This is a genomic window from Haloferax sp. SDI50 (assembly GCF_059802635.1).
The window spans coordinates 2,178,413-2,195,752 of the sequence record NZ_JBPULL010000001.1; the positions used below are offsets into that span (position 1 = coordinate 2,178,413).

At 67.1% G+C, this 17,340-nt stretch carries 20 protein-coding genes; 9 read left to right on the forward strand and 11 right to left on the reverse strand.

What is annotated here, in order from left to right; all coding sequences use genetic code 11:
* Positions 1 to 338 precede the first annotated feature (338 nt).
* The 6 genes from ACSR87_RS11485 to ACSR87_RS11510 form a co-directional block, all read right to left on the reverse strand.
* A complete protein-coding gene (locus ACSR87_RS11485) occupies positions 339 to 716 on the reverse strand; it encodes a DUF2085 domain-containing protein (RefSeq protein WP_498530552.1) in 378 nt (125 codons plus the stop codon).
* Complete coding sequence (locus tag ACSR87_RS11490) at positions 717 to 1,229, reverse strand: hypothetical protein (RefSeq protein WP_498530553.1); 513 nt, start codon at positions 1,227 to 1,229, stop codon at positions 717 to 719.
* Between the two features lie 397 nt (positions 1,230 to 1,626).
* A complete protein-coding gene (locus ACSR87_RS11495; protein WP_498530554.1) occupies positions 1,627 to 2,349 on the reverse strand; it encodes a YkgJ family cysteine cluster protein in 723 nt (240 codons plus the stop codon).
* Between the two features lie 96 nt (positions 2,350 to 2,445).
* Positions 2,446 to 3,228, reverse strand: a complete 783-nt coding sequence (locus tag ACSR87_RS11500; RefSeq protein ID WP_498530555.1) for an MBL fold metallo-hydrolase — start codon at positions 3,226 to 3,228, stop codon at positions 2,446 to 2,448.
* 114 nt (positions 3,229 to 3,342) lie between these two features.
* Positions 3,343 to 3,615, reverse strand: coding sequence for a winged helix-turn-helix domain-containing protein (locus ACSR87_RS11505; protein ID WP_004044165.1), 273 nt, complete (start codon positions 3,613 to 3,615; stop codon positions 3,343 to 3,345).
* A gap of 121 nt (positions 3,616 to 3,736) precedes the next feature.
* Positions 3,737 to 3,898, reverse strand: coding sequence for a hypothetical protein (locus ACSR87_RS11510; RefSeq protein ID WP_498530556.1), 162 nt, complete (start codon positions 3,896 to 3,898; stop codon positions 3,737 to 3,739).
* A 113-nt stretch (positions 3,899 to 4,011) separates the two neighbouring features.
* Between ACSR87_RS11510 and ACSR87_RS11515 the strand changes: the two genes are divergently transcribed.
* Both ACSR87_RS11515 and ACSR87_RS11520 read left to right on the forward strand, forming a co-directional pair.
* Positions 4,012 to 4,767 (forward strand): class I SAM-dependent methyltransferase, encoded by a 756-nt coding sequence (locus ACSR87_RS11515; RefSeq protein WP_498530557.1) that lies wholly within the window; start codon positions 4,012 to 4,014, stop codon positions 4,765 to 4,767.
* Between the two features lie 70 nt (positions 4,768 to 4,837).
* Positions 4,838 to 5,740 carry a glycosyltransferase family 2 protein gene (locus ACSR87_RS11520; protein WP_498530558.1) on the forward strand — a complete coding sequence of 301 codons (903 nt, stop codon included), beginning with the start codon at positions 4,838 to 4,840 and terminating at the stop codon, positions 5,738 to 5,740.
* Between the two features lie 9 nt (positions 5,741 to 5,749).
* On the opposite strand, the gene ACSR87_RS11525 is transcribed toward ACSR87_RS11520, so the two are convergent.
* Entirely contained in the window at positions 5,750 to 6,574 is an 825-nt protein-coding gene (locus ACSR87_RS11525; protein WP_498530559.1) for an amidohydrolase family protein, read from the reverse strand.
* A gap of 186 nt (positions 6,575 to 6,760) precedes the next feature.
* Here ACSR87_RS11525 and ACSR87_RS11530 point away from each other — a divergent pair, with 186 nt between their 5' ends.
* From ACSR87_RS11530 to ACSR87_RS11545, 4 genes are all read left to right on the forward strand, one after another.
* Entirely contained in the window at positions 6,761 to 7,411 is a 651-nt protein-coding gene (locus ACSR87_RS11530; RefSeq protein ID WP_498530560.1) for a helix-turn-helix domain-containing protein, read from the forward strand.
* A 54-nt stretch (positions 7,412 to 7,465) separates the two neighbouring features.
* Positions 7,466 to 7,747, forward strand: coding sequence for a HalOD1 output domain-containing protein (locus tag ACSR87_RS11535; protein WP_004064366.1), 282 nt, complete (start codon positions 7,466 to 7,468; stop codon positions 7,745 to 7,747).
* A gap of 174 nt (positions 7,748 to 7,921) precedes the next feature.
* Positions 7,922 to 9,484 carry a thermosome subunit alpha gene (thsA, locus tag ACSR87_RS11540; RefSeq protein ID WP_498530561.1) on the forward strand — a complete coding sequence of 521 codons (1,563 nt, stop codon included), beginning with the start codon at positions 7,922 to 7,924 and terminating at the stop codon, positions 9,482 to 9,484.
* Between the two features lie 189 nt (positions 9,485 to 9,673).
* The gene (locus ACSR87_RS11545; RefSeq protein ID WP_498530562.1) at positions 9,674 to 10,993 is read left to right on the forward strand and encodes an APC family permease; all 1,320 of its coding nucleotides are present in this window, start codon (positions 9,674 to 9,676) and stop codon (positions 10,991 to 10,993) included.
* 33 nt (positions 10,994 to 11,026) lie between these two features.
* Here the strand turns inward: ACSR87_RS11545 and ACSR87_RS11550 are convergent, their stop codons facing one another.
* Genes ACSR87_RS11550 through ACSR87_RS11560 form a run of 3 tightly spaced genes read right to left on the reverse strand, consistent with a single transcriptional unit; the run spans position 11,027 to position 13,018 of the window.
* Positions 11,027 to 11,683, reverse strand: a complete 657-nt coding sequence (locus tag ACSR87_RS11550; RefSeq protein ID WP_498530563.1) for a trimeric intracellular cation channel family protein — start codon at positions 11,681 to 11,683, stop codon at positions 11,027 to 11,029.
* Positions 11,683 to 12,471 (reverse strand): SAM hydrolase/SAM-dependent halogenase family protein, encoded by a 789-nt coding sequence (locus ACSR87_RS11555; RefSeq protein ID WP_498530564.1) that lies wholly within the window; start codon positions 12,469 to 12,471, stop codon positions 11,683 to 11,685. Before ACSR87_RS11555 ends, ACSR87_RS11550 begins: the two co-directional genes overlap by 1 nt.
* Before the next feature lies 1 nt (position 12,472).
* On the reverse strand, positions 12,473 to 13,018 hold the full coding sequence (locus tag ACSR87_RS11560) for a nicotinamide-nucleotide adenylyltransferase (RefSeq protein ID WP_006600584.1): 546 nt from the start codon (positions 13,016 to 13,018) through the stop codon (positions 12,473 to 12,475).
* Between the two features lie 169 nt (positions 13,019 to 13,187).
* Here ACSR87_RS11560 and lonB point away from each other — a divergent pair, with 169 nt between their 5' ends.
* The 3 genes from lonB to ACSR87_RS11575 all read left to right on the forward strand — a co-directional run bounded on the left by lonB (position 13,188) and on the right by ACSR87_RS11575 (position 16,745).
* A complete protein-coding gene (gene lonB, locus ACSR87_RS11565; protein WP_004064360.1) occupies positions 13,188 to 15,272 on the forward strand; it encodes an ATP-dependent protease LonB in 2,085 nt (694 codons plus the stop codon).
* Between the two features lie 6 nt (positions 15,273 to 15,278).
* Positions 15,279 to 16,304, forward strand: a complete 1,026-nt coding sequence (locus ACSR87_RS11570; protein WP_498530565.1) for a CPBP family intramembrane glutamic endopeptidase — start codon at positions 15,279 to 15,281, stop codon at positions 16,302 to 16,304.
* A 102-nt stretch (positions 16,305 to 16,406) separates the two neighbouring features.
* Positions 16,407 to 16,745 carry a hypothetical protein gene (locus ACSR87_RS11575; RefSeq protein ID WP_498530566.1) on the forward strand — a complete coding sequence of 113 codons (339 nt, stop codon included), beginning with the start codon at positions 16,407 to 16,409 and terminating at the stop codon, positions 16,743 to 16,745.
* A gap of 16 nt (positions 16,746 to 16,761) precedes the next feature.
* Here the strand turns inward: ACSR87_RS11575 and ACSR87_RS11580 are convergent, their stop codons facing one another.
* Entirely contained in the window at positions 16,762 to 17,217 is a 456-nt protein-coding gene (locus ACSR87_RS11580) for an MGMT family protein (protein WP_498530567.1), read from the reverse strand.
* Between the last annotated feature and the right edge of the window lie 123 nt (positions 17,218 to 17,340).

A 17,340-nucleotide genomic window follows, 5' to 3' on the forward strand; every position in this document is an offset into this window, starting at 1 on the left:
ACTCTCAACAATTACTCTGGGACATTATCTAAGCGCCTGAGCGGGCGCACACGGCGTTTGTTTTCGAGTCGAGAGGGAAACATCGTACCGACGCCGAAATGCCGATTTTCTATTCTAAGGTCCTGAGTGGCGTTCTGAGCGAGTGGGCTGTCTCGTCGTGCGATTTCTCCCTCTCTTTCTCTCGCTTCCCCCACGCGCCTGCCCCCGCACACACGCGCAAACCGGCCCAGGAGCGTGGTTTGCGACAGGAGCGTGAAAGTATCCATTATAGTAATAATCCATCCATTGTCGCGCGTACGCGCGAGGCATGGCCGTGGGCGTAAATCGCTCAGGATACCTCAGGAAAGATGCCCAGTTATTAGAAATACAACACCATGAAGGAACAGAACAACCCCGACGCCGAGGACAAACCCTGTGACTGCTCGAAGTCTGTTGTTGCTCTCGCGGTCTCCGAACATCTGGGTCGTACCATCAATACCCCCTGGTAGTAGAAACACGGCCCCTATCGCCAAGGTTTGGAAAGATGACAAAGGACCGTTCCACAGCGGGAAGGCCAAGATGGTGAGTAGGCCGCCAAGGTACATCGTCGTGCATCTCGCACATAGACCGAAGTAACGTCCATGATAGCAAAAAGAACGGTCAGGTCGGGAATGACAGAATGGATACGAACGTAGGACTTGTGAAGCCCTAAATATTCCCTCAATAAATTTAGACATCTATGTTTCCAATTGCTCACCACAGTCGTGGCAATAGTTGTTGCTTTTTGGGTTCCTCCACCCACAATTGGAGCAAACCACCTTCGGTTCCGAACTTGAGGAAGTCTGTTGTTGCTGTTGTTGCATATCGTCCATGTTTTCCATGAACTCCTTACGAAACGTCTTACCTGATTCAGTAGCGAACGCCCATGCTACTCCACCAACGATGAAGCCAATAACAAAGAATCCAGAAACAGGCTGTGCGGGATTGGCAATCGCGCCGAGAATCCCCCCTCCGAGAAAGGCTCCCGCTACGATACCCCATTGAACTTGTGAGGGCGTTTCTTCCTGAAAATCCCCACGCTCTCCACTTTCTCTCTCCCTTCTAATTTCCTCAACTTGTTCTCGAAAAGACTGGTCAGTATCATCCTGTGCTGGCTCATCTTCGGTGGAACTACTCTGTTCCCCACTCGCACGTTCTTCTCTTATCTCCTCAACCCGCTCACGAAAGGAGGGTTCTGAATCGTTACTCATCGCTATTGTTCCCTCCCGTCCCAAAGGAGAATCCACAGTCGCCACAGTGGTTTGCTTCTCGGGGGTTTTCCATTCCACACTCAGGGCAAACTCGCTTTGGCTCGTCGTCGTCACCAACATTCAGTATTTGTTGCTGTTGTTGCTGTGAGCCGCCACAACAACACCCGAGGAACCCGAGCGCCAAGAGGGATAGAGACGAACCGCCTAACCAAACAGCCTCAGTCACGACCATACTGGGGGCAATGTATGTTTACCAAATAAATCTGATTGACCAGTTTTAGTATATGGATACATACCACTCGCCTTGACCTGGTGTATCCACCCCTCACCCGCAAATGAGGGGGCCCATCTCGAACCTAATCTTGACGGGGCCAGGGACGTGGGGGGGTGTCTACGACTATTCCCCGCCTTCGAGCGGGGTTCCGTCGGGCCGCTTCTGCCCCTCAGAGTCGTGGACGACGACGCCGTCAACGTCCGTAGGTTCGTAGTTGTCGCGGACGCCGATGGCTTCCTCAAGTTCCCGTATCGCTCGTTCTTTGAGGGCGGCGGCCAGTTCCTCCGCGTCCTCCCGCGAGATGTCACGCCCCAGGCCCTCACACTCATGCGCTCGAACCATGCCCTCGTGGTCCACGACCCCACCCATCGGTTGGGTGGTCCCCACCCCACCTTTGCTATCATCTGATAGCGATTTGATTGAGAACGGGTAGGTCTCGCAGATGAGCGGGCGGTCCTCGTGGACCTGACAAGCGCCCCGCCCGGAGTCGTCTTCCTCGTAGAATCGGCAGTCGCCGCAGGCTGTCGTCTGGAGCGCCCACTCGAACGTCTCGCCCTCGGGGCCGTCGTCGCCCTCGACGAGGCCGTAGGGCATCGGTCGGGCCACGTCGCGCCACTCCGTCGGGGTTCCCGACTCGCCGTCCGAGTCGTCTCCGCCGGCCTCCTGCAAGGCGCGCACCTCGTCGGGGAAGACGGTCGCGGTGTGCGGTTCGGGGCCGTCGTCGCCCTCGTAGCCCTTACAGCAGGCCCCGCAGCGCGTGCACTCGAAGCCGATGGACTCGATGGCGTCGGCGAGTTCCGACACGTCGAGGTCGCGGGCGCGGGCCAGTTCGGCGTCGAGGTCCATACCCGCGATGCGGGCGCGAGCCCAAAGAGGGGCGCGGTTTTTCGCGGGAGCGCGGCCCCCGGCCACCCACGGACACGGACACCGACGACGCGCGCCCTATCGCGGTTCGACCCGTCCGGCCTCGGGGTCCCAGCGGACCCGCCGCTCGGCGGCGAGTTTCTCGATGTGGGCGACGACCGTCGCGCGGGCGAGGTCGCGTACGGCGGACACGTCCTTGTCGTAGGCGGCGTCGGTCACGGCGTCCGGCGTCGCGTTCCCGGCGCGCACCGCGTCGAGGACGGCGCGCTCGCGGTCGTTTCGGTGCGCGACGAGTCGCGCGAGCGCCGCCCGCGGGTCCGTGATTTCGGGACCGTGACCCGGACGCAGTCGTTCGGGGTCGCGCGCGTGGAGTCGCCGGAGCGCGACGAGGTAGGCCCGCACGTCGCCCTCGGGCGCGCCCACGACGACGCTCCCCTCGGCCACCGCGAGGTCGCCGCAGAGCACGTCGTCGCCGGCGACGAAGCTCACGTGGTCGCGGGCGTGCCCCGGCGTGTCGAGCACCTCGACGCCCGCGCCGACGGGGACGGTCGTCCCCTCGATGAACGTCCGGTCGGGGGCGATTCCGGTCGCGGCCGAGAAGGCGCGCTCGCGACCGCGACGACACCAGACCGTCGCGCCGGTCTCGCGGGCGTAGGCGGCGACCGCGCCGACGTGGTCCGCGTGGGTGTGGGTGACCGCGATGTGGTCGACGCCCTCGCGCGCGACGAGGGAGTCCAGTTCGTCGGTGCGGGCCGCGGGGTCGACGAGCAGCGTGTCGCCGCCGCCGGCGACGAGGTAGGCGTTCGTCGCGCCGGTCGGCGCGCGGGTTGCGACGGGGACGGAGACGCGCGTGACGTGCATGCCGGCGGCTACGCTCGCCGGCGGGTTAGGTCGTTCGAGAGAAGTGGTGGCTTGGTCTGCGGGAGTGCGCCCCCGCGGGCGGTGGTCTGTCGCGCTATCGGTGGGACCGCGCGCTTACGTGTTGAGGAAGTAGACCTGCTTTCGCGCGTCCTTGAAGGAGTAGCGCGAGCCGACGAGGTCGGACTCTTCGAGACGGTTGAGCGCGTAGCGGACGGTGCGGTCCGGCAGCAGCGACTCCTCCGCGAGCTGGCCCTGCGAGAGGGGCGCGTCGCTTTCGAGGACTTTTGCGACGAGCTTCGCGCTCGGGGGAAGCTCGCGGAGGCGCTCTCGGAACTCGGCTTCCGAGAGCAGGTCTTCAGTATCTGGCTCTGCGGTGGTGGTGCTCATACCCGTCACAGTCGGTTGCTCCGTGTTAAGGGTTAGCTACAAGTGTGTGAAAAGAATCCAGACACATAATACACATATTAATATCGTGCGTTTGTTGGAAAATCGACCGCGAGTAGGCGTCTCACTCCTCGTTTCGCATCGTATCGACCGCTGGAGTGCCGAGTCGATAGCTCCCGAGCGGCGCGTGACAGTCCGGGCAGTGGACGACGAGCCACCCTTCGCTGACGTGTCGTGTTAACGCGTCCGCCTCGCAGGTCGCGCCGCAGCTTCTACACGTTGGCATATACCATGGTACGCGCTCGGCGGACGAAAACACCTCCCCTTCGTCCGTCGAACCCCGCTTCCGCACCGCGTATCCAGTACCGTTTTACGGTCCCCCCCGCGAGTATGCGTAGCGTGAAAGGAAAGGAGTGGTACCAGGCCGACGAGGTCGCCCAGGAGTACGACTCGAAGCGGTTCTCCAAGGGCGGTCGCCTCATCGACCGGCGAGAGAAGGAGGCGGTCCTCGCGGCGCTCGGCCCCGTCGAGGACAAGAACATCCTCGAAATCGCCTGCGGGACCGGCCGGTTCACCGTGATGCTCGCCCAGGAGGGGGCGAACGTCGTCGGACTGGACATCTCGCGGGCGATGATGGTACAGGGGCGGGAGAAGGCCCGCAGAGCGGGCGTCGCCGACCGCATCGAGTTCCTCCGCGGCGACGCGGCGCGGCTGCCGTTCCCGGACGACCACTTCGACGCGGTGTTCGCGATGCGGTTTTTCCACCTCGCGGACACCCCGGCGAAGTTCTTAGCCGAGATGGCCCGCGTCTCGAAAGAACAGGTGTTCTTCGACACCTTCAACGACGGGAGCCTCCGGGTGGCCTACAACTGGCTGCTCCCGATGGGGTCGCGGCTCTACTCGGAACGCGACGTGCGGCGGCTGCTCGGCGACGCCGGACTCGACCTCGCAGACGCGAAGCACGACTTCGTCATCCCGTTCGGCTTCTACCGGAAGGTCCCCAACGGCATCGCACAGCCCTTCCGCTCGCTCGACCTCGCCGTCGGCGACTCGCCGCTCGGCGATGACCTCGCGTCCGTGTCGTACTGGAACGCGCGGGTCGAATCCGCCGACGAGTCGTCCCGCGCGGCGACTCGGGCGAGCGACGCCGAGTGAGGCGTTCTCACGGCAGATTTTAGCACGATTCTCGATTCACATTTAAGTACGTCCACCGCAACTGTCGGGTATGGACCTCTCGGTTGTGCTCCCGACGCTCAACGGTCGGGACCGGCTCGCCACCAGCCTCGACGCGCTGGCCGAGCACGCCCCCGACGCGGAAGTCGTCGTCGTCAACGGTCCCTCCGCCGACGGCACGACCGGGATGGTGAGAGAGCGCGACGACGTGGACGTGCTGGTCGAAATCTCCGACCGCAATCTCAACGTCGCCCGTAACGCCGGCCTCGAAGTCGTCGGCGGCGACGTGGTCGCACTCCTTCGATACGACCTCTCCGTCGAGTCGTCGTGGCTGTCGGCGCTCGAAGCCGGCATCGCAGACGCCGACGTGGTCACCGGGCCGATGCACCAGACGCTCCGCAACGGCATGACGACCGAGTCGCTCGAACGGAACGCCATCGGCGGCCGCTCGGTGACGTACTTCAACGGCGGCAACGTCGCGTTCCGCCGCGGGGCCATCGACGCCCTCGACGGCTTCGACGAGTACCTCCAGACGGGCGGCGCGCGCGACGCGGCCCACCGCCTCGCCGGTTTCGACCGCTCCGTCGCGTGGGCTCCCGAGATGTGCGTCCGCCGCGAGTTCGAGGCCGACGGCGGCGTCTCGGAGCGCGACTGGGGCTGGAAGTACCGCTCTCTGACCTATCGACTCGTGAAGAACTACGGCATCAGACCGGGGACCGTCAAGCGGACGGTGAAACACGCGGTTTCGGACGGCGTCGACGCCGCCCTCGGCGTCCTGCGAGGCGACGTGACGCCGTCGGGCTGGGTCGGAACCGGCCGCGACGTGGTCGGCGGCATCGCCACGGGCGTCTCCGACGGGTTGGTCGCCCGCGCCCGCGACCGAACTCGCACGCGGAACCCCCACGGCCGGTCGAAGCGCGCCGACCGCGCCGTCGCCCGATACGACCGGCGCTGATTCGCCGCCTTACCGTTCTCCGGGGCCGAGCGCCGCGATGACCCGCGCCGCGTTCTTCGAGAACGCCTTCGCCAGCGCGTCTTCCGACACGTCGAGCGTCAGTATCTCCATGACGCCCACGTTCGGGTGGGTCTCGGGCGCGCCGCTGCCGAACAGCACCCGGTCCGGGTGTTCGAGCAGCGCGCGTTCGAGCACGCTCCGGTAGCGGACGAAACTCGTGTCGAGATAGAGGTCTTCGTGGTCGTCGAGGAGGTCGATAGCCTCGTCCATCAGCCCGCGGTCGAGCGGGAAGCCGCCGAACCCCGACAGGATGACCGGGAACCGCCCGAGCAGCGACTCGGCGACGGCGCTCGGCTCGAAGGCCTGCCCGCCTTCGACGAAGACCGGCAGCCCCACGTCCTCCAGCATCGCCAGCGTCTCGTCGTCCGGGAGCCCGTCGACCGCCGGCGCGAGCGAAAAGCCGTGGAAGCGGTCGTCGTAGGCGTACTGTTCGATGTCGTCGGGGTCGGCGTGGTGGTCCGCCCGCGACGACCTGAGGTTCCGGAGTCGCGCCGAGGCCCGGCCGCTCGGGTCGCGCGGGCCGTTGATGCGGGCGAACGCCAGAAACGGGCGGTCGACGCTCATCCGCGCGACAGCGTTGTTCGGGCGGAGGTAGCTCCCCGCGACCCGCTGTGCGCCCGGCGAGACGACGGCGCGAACGACGCCCGCCTGATGCAGTTCGCGCTCCAGGCGCTCGGGGCTTATCTCCCGCCCGCGCACCGCGACCGACCGCTCGTCGGGGTCGAGGCGGGCGTTCACGTCCACGACCCTGAACCCGTGTTCCAACTCCAGCATTGTGGTGTCACTCTCCGGTGGCCGCCAAATAGGTTGTAGAATCCGCCGTAGTCGTTTCACCGCGCTCACAGTATCGGCCGCTCGCCCGCGACGTTCGTTCACCGGCGCGTGACGTTCATTCCTCCACGACGGTACTGAGAGAGCCTGAAACGCAACTTTTTGGCTTGGTACCCCTATCGTTCACGCGTGTGCCTCATCGCCGAGGTCGTCGCGCCGCTGTCCGCGCTCCCGTTCGGTTCCGCGCTCGCGGAACACGACGTGGAACTCGAACTGGAACGCTCCGTTCCGACCGGCTCGCAGTCGGTGTCGTTCGTCTGGGTTCGCGGCCCCGACGCGGCGTCGTTCGGGGACGCGGTGCAGTCGCTTCCGAGCGTCGACGACCTCACGCTCGTCGAATCCGTCCCGAGTCGGGCGCTCTACGGCGTCAGCTGGAACGTCTCTCGGGTCCCGATTTTCGACGCGCTGGTCGAACGCGACGCGGTCCTCTTGGAGTGCCGCTCGACCGTCGACTCGTGGTGGCTCAAGCTTCGGGTGTCGTCGCACCGCGCGCTCACCGACCTCAGACGCGAGTGGACGGCCCGCGGCATCGACACCGAGTTCGACCGCATCACCACGGTCGCGGCCGAGGAAGCGCCTGCGAGCGAGAGGCTGACCGACACGCAACTCGAAGCCCTGCTGCTCGCGCTCGAACGCGGCTACTTCGACGAACACCGGGCCACGTCGCTGGCCGAACTCGGCGCGGAGCTTGGCATCTCGCGGCAGGCGGTCGCCGCCCGCCTCAAACGCGCGTACCGGACGCTCGCAGAGCGAATTCGAGACGAGCGACCCCAACAATAGCGGGTTACATAATCAACCCACATCAATAGGTAGCCGACTACCCATTCGGACTGTATGGACGACCCGTTCGAAGATGGAGTTGGGTCCGTGGTAACCACCTCCGTCGACCGGTACGACGAGGTGGCGGTCGCCATCGCTTCGGCGGTCGCGACGGCCACGGAACTCAGCCCACTCGAACTCCCGCCGCTCTCGGACATCGGCGTCGACCCCGAAGCCCTCGACGTTCTCTTTCACCCTTCTCACGACCCGTCTCGGCGGTTCTCGTTCCAGTACGCGGGACACCTCGTCTCGCTGTTCGGCGACGGGACGCTCACCGTCCACCCGCTCGACGAGTAGTCCTGCACCCGTCTCGACGGAACCTCACCCGGTCGCTGACTCGGGCCGTTGACACCTCGGACGAGATTCGAAAACCGTCGCCCTGTCGTGCGATTTCGTAGCTCACTTCCGACGAAACGTATTTATAGAACTGCAATCGTTGATAGCGGTTGAGGTTTCAACATGGCTTCACGAATGCAGCAACCGTTATACATTCTCGCAGAGGGGACGAACCGAACGCACGGCCGCTCAGCGCAGGACTCCAACATCCGCGCTGGAAAGGCGGTCGCCGAAGCCGTACGGACCACACTCGGGCCACGCGGCATGGACAAGATGCTCGTCGACTCCTCGGGCGAGGTCGTCATCACGAACGACGGTGCGACCATTCTGGAGAAGATGGACATCGAGCACCCCGCCGCGCAGATGCTCGTCGAAGTCTCCCAGACCCAAGAGGAGGAAGTCGGCGACGGCACGACCACCGCGGCCGTCCTCACCGGCGAACTCCTCGCGCACGCCGAGGACCTCCTCGACGACGACCTCCACCCGACGGTTATCGTCGAGGGCTACACCGAGGCCGCCCGCATCGCCCAGGACGCTATCGACGACATGGTTCTCGACGTGACGCTCGACGACGACCTGCTCCGGAAGGTCGCTGAGTCCTCCATGACCGGCAAGGGCACCGGCGACGTGACCGCCGACGTGCTCGCCAAACACGTCGTCAAGGCGGTCCAGATGGTCCACGAAGACGACAACGGTGTGTTCCACCGCGACGACGTTCGCGTGCTCACCCGCACGGGCGCGTCCTCCTCGGCGACCGAACTCGTCGAAGGCGTCGTCCTCGACAAGGAGCCCGTCAACGAGAACATGCCGCGGTCCGTCTCCGACGCGACCGTCGCGGTCCTCGACATGAAACTCGACGTGCGCAAGAGCGAGGTCGACACCGAGTACAACATCACCTCCGTCGACCAGCTTACCGCCGCTATCGACGCCGAGGACAGCGAACTCCGCGGCTACGCGAAGGCGCTCGCGGACGCCGGCGTCGACGTGGTGTTCTGCACCAAGTCCATCGACGACCGCGTCGCGGGCTTCCTCGCTGACGCGGGCATCCTCGCGTTCAAGAGCGTGAAGAAGTCCGACGCCCGAGCCCTCGCCCGCGCGACCGGCGCGAAGCGCCTCGGCTCGCTGTCCGACCTCGACGAGTCCGACCTCGGCCGCGTCGACGCCGTCAGCATCCGCAGCTTCGGTGACGACGACCTCGCGTTCGTCGAGGGCGGCGCGGCGGCCAAGGCCGTCACGCTGTTCCTCCGCGGCGGCACCGAACACGTCGTCGACGAACTCGAACGCGCCATCGAAGACGCCGTCGACGTGGTCGTCGCCGCCATCGACAAGGGCGGCGTCGTCCCCGGCGCGGGCGCGACCGAAATCGCCATCGCCGACCGCATCCGCTCGGAGGCCGCCGGCATCGAGGGTCGCAAGCAACTGGCCGTCGAGGCCTACGCCGACGCCGTCGAGGCGCTCCCGCGCACCCTCGCGGAGAACACCGGCATGGACCCCATCGACGCGCTCGTCGACCTCCGCGCCCGCTACGAGAACGAGGGCATCGCCGGCATCATCTCCTCGGGTCGCTCCGGCGAAATCGGTGACCCCGTCGAACTCGGCGTCATCGACCCCGTCGCGGTCAAGCGCGAAGCCATCGAGTCCGCGACCGAGGCCGCGACGATGATCGTCCGTATCGACGACGTCATCGCCGCCAAGTAACCGGAACCGCCCGCAGAACACGCTCCCCCCCACCAAACCCACCTCCGGCGGCGTTTCCGCCGCCGGGCCACTTCGTGTCGCTTTTCGCGGTCGTGCCGCCCACAGCTACTCTCTCCGGAGCCGCGCCGCCGAATAATACCTCTCAACTGGCCGCTACGTTCTTCCGTCGCGAGCGTCGAACTGCACGCCATGTCCGACGAAGTCGGGCTTCCGGAAGCCGTGTCGATGGCGATTGGAGGCATGGTCGGCGGCGGCATCTTCGCCGTGCTCGGCGTCGTCGCCGGCGCGGCCGGAACCCTCGCGTGGGCGGCGTTCGTCGTCGCGGGCGTCCTCGCGGTCTGCGCGGGCTACTCACTGCTCCGACTGAACGGGCTGTGCGAGTCGCCGCGGTCGCCCGTCGGCTACGTCGAGCGCTTCACCGACGACAACACCACGCTCGCGGGCGTCGTGGGCTGGACGTTCGTCTTCGGCTACGTCGGGACGATGGCGATGTACGCCTACGCCTTCGGCGGTTACTTCGTCGAACTCACCGGCGTCTCGACGGTCGCGTCGGTCTCGATACAGCCGTTCGTCTCCGCGCTCACCGTCGCCGCGTTCGTGAGCCTCAACGTCTTCGGGGCGCACGCCTCGGGGCGGGCCGAAGACGTTCTGGTCGGCCTCAAAGTCGCCATCCTGCTCGTGTTCGGCGTCGGCGGCGTCGCCTACGGCGCGACCCACGGCGGCCTCTCCTTTGGGCTGTCGAACCTCGGCATCGGCCCGCTCGTCGCCGCCGCCGTCTCCTTCGTCGCCTTCGAGGGCTGGGAGCTCCTGCTGTTCGACCAAGAGAACATCGCTGACCCCCGGGAGACAGTCAGAAAGGCGATTTACATCTCTATCGCGGGCGCGACGGGGCTGTACATCCTGGTCGCGCTCGTCACGACCAACCTCGCCGGGGTTGACGCCATCCAACAGCACGCCGAGACCGCGCTCGCCGTCGCGGCCCGGCCGTTCCTCGGGCAGGCCGGGTTCGTTCTCATCTCCGTCGCGGCGCTGTTTTCGACGGGGAGCGCAATCAACGCCACGCTGTTCAGCTCCGCGCGGCTCTCGAAGCGCCTCGTCGCCGACGACCTGCTCCCGAGTCGCCTCCGCGACGAGTCCGCCGACGAGCCGGTTCGCCCGCTCGCGACCCTCGGCGTGCTCGCCGCCGGGTTCGCCTTTCTCGGGAGTCTGGACGCCATCAGTTCGTTCGCGTCGCTCGCGTTCATCAGCATCTTCGGCGGCCTCTCGTTTCTCGCGTTCCGGGAGCGCGAGGACCTCGCGACGACCGCGATTCCGGCCGTCGGAACCGTCGGCGCAATCGGCTCCGCGACCGCGCTCCTGTGGCATCTGTTCGACGCCGAGCGCGGGACGTTCTGGACCGTCCTCGCGCTCGCCGTGGTCGTCGTCGGCGTCGAGATGCTCTACTTCGAGCGCGAGAGCATCGTAAGCGAGGTTCGGTCGGCGGAACGGCGCGTCGAAAACGAGTTGTAGGGATTCCGTTCCCGGTGGTCTCCCAGCCCCGCCTCAGACCCGCGGTAACCGCCAGTCGTAGCGGAGCGCGAGCAGCCGAACCGAGAAGACGACCGCGGCGCACAGCCCCGAGGGGACGCCCGTCGGAGCGCCGACCGCGCGGGCCGCGAGGAAGGCGAGGCCGCCGACGACGGCGGGCGTCGCGTAGAAGTCGTCGCGGAGGACGACCGGCACGCGCCCGATGAGGATGTCGGCGATTGAGCCGCCGCCGACGGCCGTGATGGTCGCGAGGATAACGACGCCGAACGACGTGACGCCGGCGTCGATGCCGACGAGCGCGCCGGTCGCCGCGAACGCCGACAGCCCGACCGCGTCGGTGGTCAGAAACGCCGGGTGGTCGCGGACGCGCCCCTCCATCGAGTGGATGAGGACGATTGCGAGGGCGACGCCGACGAGCGCGACGCTCATGTCCCACGTCCCCGCGAGCGAGGCCGGCAGCCGGTCGACGAGCACGTCGCGGGTCGTCCCGCCGCCGAGGGCGGTCACGATGCCGAGCACGGAGACGCCGAACACGTCGAGGCCGGCCTCGGCGGCCTTGAGCGCGCCGGCGACCGCGAACGCGAGCAGGCCGACGACGTTCATCACCGCGAACGGGTCGATTTCGGGGACGGCGACGGCGGCGGGGGCCGAAACGAAAAGCAGCGCCGCCATCAGTCGACCCGGAGTTCGACGCGGTCGCCGGGCGCGAGGCCGAACGCCTCGTCGCCGCGACCGTGGTTCACGTCGCACTCGACGTTGCCGTGGCTGCCGACCGTGACCAGTTTCTCGCCGCGCGCGACGGCTTCGAACGTGCGACCGACGGGAACCGACTCGCCGTTCACCGAGACGGTCTCGCCCGCCGCGTCGCGGACGAACGCGCCCGGCACGTTCGTGATGCAGTTGCCGAAGCCGTCGACGACCAGCACCTCGCCGGTCGCCTCGCGGCCGTCGTCGGAGACGGTCGCTTCGGGGAGGCGGCACTCGGAGAGCGAGTCGACGGGAATCGGTTCGAAGCGGTCGACCGACCCGAGCGCCGACGCGCCGGCGACGTGGGCGTCGGCGGCCGCGGGCGCGAACACGTCCCGCCCGTGGAAGGTCGTCGACTCGGGGTTCGGAACGTCGATTTCGTAGGCTTCGACGGGCGCGTCGTCGTCGAGTTCGGCGGCCACGCGCCTCGCCGGCGGACGAAGGACGCCGTTGTCGGGGCCGACGAAGACGTGGCCACCGACCCGGAGGACCACCGCACGGCGGTCGGTGCCGACGCCGGGGTCGACAACGACGAGGTGGACCCCGGACGGGAAGTACGGAAGCGTCTCGCGGAGCCAGAAGGCGGCCGCGCGAACGTCCTGTCGCGGGAGGTCGTGGGCCACGTCCACGAGTCGCGCGTCGGTCCGCGAGAGGACGACGCCCTTCATCGCGGCGGGGTACGCCAGCCCGAAGTCGGACGCGAGCGTAATCATCTCAACAGGGGTTGGGGTCCTCGTCGTCGTCGACGCGCTCGGCCCCGTCGGTGGCCGTGACGCGCTGGAGGCGCTCGATACCGTCGATTTCGCGGACCACGTCGGCCACCTCGTCGGGGACGAGCGACTCCCAGTCGCGGTCTTCTATCATGCGCTGGCGGACCTCCGTGCCCTCCAGCACCTCGCGGTTGAACATGGGCGATTGGTGGACTTCGACGCCCGCCTCCGTGAACAGTTGAATGACGAGCGGGTTGTTGGAGTACGCCACCTCGAACGCGGGGGACATCGACTGGACGTGGCTGACCCACACCGAGTTGCGGTCGAGGTCCTCGATGGGGACCGCGTAGGTCGTGATGTCGAAATCCGAGACGGCCTTGTTGACCATCATGATTCGTTCGCCCGCGGTGAACGGGTTCCGCGGCGAGTGGGAGTCGCCCGCGGACCCGATACCGAGGACGAGCTCGTCGACCTCGGCGGCAATCTCTTCGACCATTCGGTGGTGGCCGTTGTGGTACGGCTGAAACCGGCCGATGTAGAACCCCCGCATGCGTCGGGCGTTAGTCCGGATTACTTATAAATACGCCGAGTTCGGAGAACTCCGGTATTCTGGTGGTAGGAAGGTCGAAACGCGAGATTACGGCAAGAGCCACCGGATGGTGACGGGGAGAAAGTATATCAGTCGCAGGGCCTACGTTAGGAGTAGCGACGACAGTTCTATGAGTAACGATACGAACACCGACGACAGCCTCCACGAGCGGGAGGATTCACCCGACGACGCGCCCTCGGAAGAGGGTATCGACGACGGGGGGTCGCTCCAGCACGACGAGGCCGAAGAGGTCGACAAGAAGACGATCGACGACCTCGGGAGCGATGTCGAAATCGACGCCGACGTGGCCGAGAACGTGGACGAGAACGACCTCCTCGGTGGTCTCCAGATAGAGACGACCGACGAGATTCCCGTCCCGGACCGCCTCGTCGACCAGGTTATCGGGCAGGAACACGCCCGCGACGTCATCATGAAGGCGGCCAAGCAGCGCCGCCACGTCATGATGATCGGCTCCCCGGGGACGGGGAAGTCGATGCTCGCCAAGGCGATGTCCGAGCTTCTCCCCCGCGAGGAGCTCCAGGACGTGCTCGTCTACCACAACCCCGACGACGGCAATCGCCCCAAGGTCCGCACGGTCCCCGCGGGCAAAGGTGACCAGATCGTCGAGGCGCACAAAGAGGAGGCACGCAAGCGCAATCAGATGCGCTCGTTCCTCATGTGGATTATTATCGCGGTCGTGCTGGGCTACTCGCTCATCATCGCCCAGCAGGTCCTGCTCGGCATCCTCGCCGCGGGTATCATCTATCTCGCGTTCCGCTACGGCTCGCGCGGCAGCGACGCGATGATTCCGAACCTCATCGTGAACAACGCCGACCAGAAGTCCGCGCCGTTCCAGGACGCGACGGGCGCTCACGCGGGTGCCCTCCTCGGCGACGTCCGCCACGACCCGTTCCAGTCCGGCGGCATGGAGACGCCCAGCCACGACCGCGTCGAACCCGGCGCGATTCACAAGTCGAACAAGGGCGTCCTGTTCGTCGACGAGATAAACACCCTCGACGTGCGCAGCCAGCAGCACCTGATGACGGCCATCCAGGAGGGCGAGTTCTCCATCACGGGCCAGTCCGAGCGCTCCTCGGGCGCGATGGTCCAGACCGAGCCCGTCCCGACGGATTTCATCATGATTGCTGCCGGGAACCTCGACGCGATGGAGAACATGCACCCCGCGCTCCGCTCCCGTATCAAGGGGTACGGCTACGAGGTGTACATGGACGACACCATCGAGGACACCCCCGAGATGCGCCGCAAGTACGCGCGCTTCGTGGCCCAGGAGGTCACCAACGACGGCCGGCTCCCGCACTTCACCGAGGAGGCGGTCGAGGAGCTCATCCTCGAAGCCCGCCGCCGCGCCGGCCGCAAGGGCCACCTCACCCTCGAATTCCGTAACCTCGGCGGCCTCGTCCGCGTCGCTGGCGACATCGCCCGCGGCGAGAACGCCGAGCTGACCACCCGCGACCACGTGCTCCAGGCCAAGCGCCGCGCGCGCTCCATCGAGCAGCAGATTGCGGACCAGTACATCGAGCGGCGCAAGGACTACGAGCTGTCGGTCAACGACGGCTTCGTCACCGGCCGCGTCAACGGTCTCGCCGTCATGGGCGAAGACTCCGGTATCATGCTCCCCGTGATGGCCGAAGTCACGCCCTCGCAGGGCCCCGGTCAGGTCATCGCGACCGGCCAGCTCAAGGAGATGGCAGAGGAGTCCGTCCAGAACGTCTCGGCTATCATCAAGAAGTTCTCCAACCAGGACCTCTCGGAGATGGACGTGCACGTGCAGTTCGTCCAGACCGGCCAGCAGGGCGTCGACGGCGACTCCGCGTCCATCACGGTCGCGACCGCCGTCATCTCCGCGCTGGAGGACATCCCCATCGACCAGTCGGTCGCAATGACCGGCTCGCTGTCGGTGCGCGGCGACGTGCTCCCGGTCGGCGGCGTCACCCACAAGATCGAGGCCGCCGCGAAGGCCGGCTGTTCGACCGTCATCATCCCCGCCGCCAACGAGCAGGACGTGATGATCGAAGACGAGTACAAGGAGATGGTCGACATCATCCCCGTCTCGCACATCAGCGAAGTCCTCGACGTCGCCCTCGAAGGCGAACCCGAGAAGGACTCGCTCGTGGACCGCCTCAAGAGCATCACCGGCTCCGCCCTCAACAAGGGGCAGGGCGTCAAAGGGCCGTCGAGCCCCAGCCCGCAGTAACGCCGGATGACCGACTGGGCGGCGTTCGCGGGCTTCACCGGCCTCGTCCTCGCCGTCTTACTCTCTCTCGCGTACTTTTCTCGCGGCGTCCCGCACGCTGAGGGGACCGGCTCCGCCGCGCCCGCCGCGCCCGACGACGCTGACTCCGCCCCCTCCCAAAACGCCCGAGTCGATAGGCCGGACGACGCCGCTTCGCGCCCCACCGAACCGACCGATTCCGACGAATCGGCTGCCCCCGACACCGTCTCGCTGGCCTCTTTTTCGGTCGATTCGACCGACGCGTCGCCGCGACCCGAGCCGCCGACGCTCGCGGCGGGCGACGCTGCGGACGACGCCGACCGCGACGCGGACCCCGACGCTGCGGCCGGTTGTGAGACCGAGACCGACCGGACGATACCCGGCGTCACCGCACGCCCCGCCTCGGCCGTCTCGGAGCGCTCCGCGTCCGCCGACGACCTCCCGCCGCACCTCCTGCTCGCCAACGTCGCGCTCTCGCAGGCGTTCCTCGGCGGCTTTCTCGGCCTCGGCGCGTGGTACGCCGGCGTGCCGGCCGCGGCGTTCGGCCTCTCCGCCACCGACCTCCCGACGAAGCTCGCTATCGGCGTCGGACTCGGGCTCGCGCTCTACGGGGCGAACCGGGTCGGCTCGTCGGTCAGCGAGCGGTTCGGCATCGCGCCCGACGAGGCGGTCCGCGAGTCGCTGACGCCGCGGACGACCGCGGGCTGGGTGTTCCTGTTCGCGGTCGCGCTCCCCCTCATCGCCGGCTTCGAGGAACTGCTGTTCCGGGGGGCGCTCGTCGGCGCGGTCGCCGCCGGCTTCGACGTGTCGCCGTGGCTCATGGCGGCCGTGTCGTCGGCCGCCTTCGGCGCGGGGCACGGCGCGCAGGGTCGACTCGGCATCATCGTCACCGGCCTCCTCGGGTTCGTCCTCGCGGCGGCGTTCGTCCTCACCGAGAGCCTGCTGGTCGTGGTCGTCGCCCACTACCTCGTGAACGCGCTGGAGTTCGCGGGCCACGAACTGTTCGGCTGGTAGCGGGGTCTCCCTGCGTCGGCGTCGGTGACGACCGCCGAACCACCCGCCGTCGCGGCCGCGGCGCGGGGATGCGTTCAAGTGTCCGCACCACGCGTAGCCGGTATGGACATCGACACGCGGCAGTTGACGCAGGCGGGGCTCATCGGCTATCTGGCGCTCGTCGTCGCGGCGTTCGCCACCGGCAACCCGACGCTCCGACTCGCCGCCGACGCCGCCTTCGGGCTGACGGCGGTGCTCCTCGGCGTCGTCACGCTCCGAATCCCCATCGAGAGCCGGCTCAAATACGTCGCCGGCGGCGGCTTCCTCCTCGCCGGCGTCTCGCAGTTCGCCGAGCTCGCGACCGGCGTCCAGTCGGTCGGACTCGCGAGCACGCTGTTCCTCCTCGCCGGCCTGCTCGGTTACCTCGCGCTCCGCCGCGAGACCGACGCGATGCCGTTCTGAGGGGCGGTCCGCAGAATCAGAGTCCTTCCGACTGCCGGAGCGCCTCGACCACGTCATCGGGCGCGGCGCTCGGGCCGTCTTTCACGCGGTGGTCGGGGACGACGACCGGCACCGGGTTCGCCGCGAGCGCCTCGCGGACGACGCGCTCCGAGTCGTCGTCCTCGGGGTCGAGGCCGGCCATGCGGACGAGAAGCGCCACGTCGACCGTGTCGCCCCGCGGGACGTTCCGAAGCGACTCCAGCACGCTCCGCTGGTCGGTCGGGACGGTCAGCCCGATGGGGACCGACGAGAGGTCCGTCTGGCCCCGGTCGATGGCGGCTAACACGGCGTCGAGGTGGTCGTGGTCCGACTCGGCGTCCGCCGGCAGCGACTCCGGAAACGAGACGTCGATGACCTTTCCGCTGACCACGCCGACCTGCACGGGGCGGCCGAGCGTGGACGATTCGCGCGCGTAGATTCCCGAGACGGGCATACGTTCGGCTCCCGTCGCCGGACGCTTGACCCTTCCGGCGACGGCGTGCGGTTGGGGTGACTGCGCTCGGTTCGTGTGGCCGATACCTCGCCGTGCGCTTTCGACCGCGCGCACGCGAGAGAC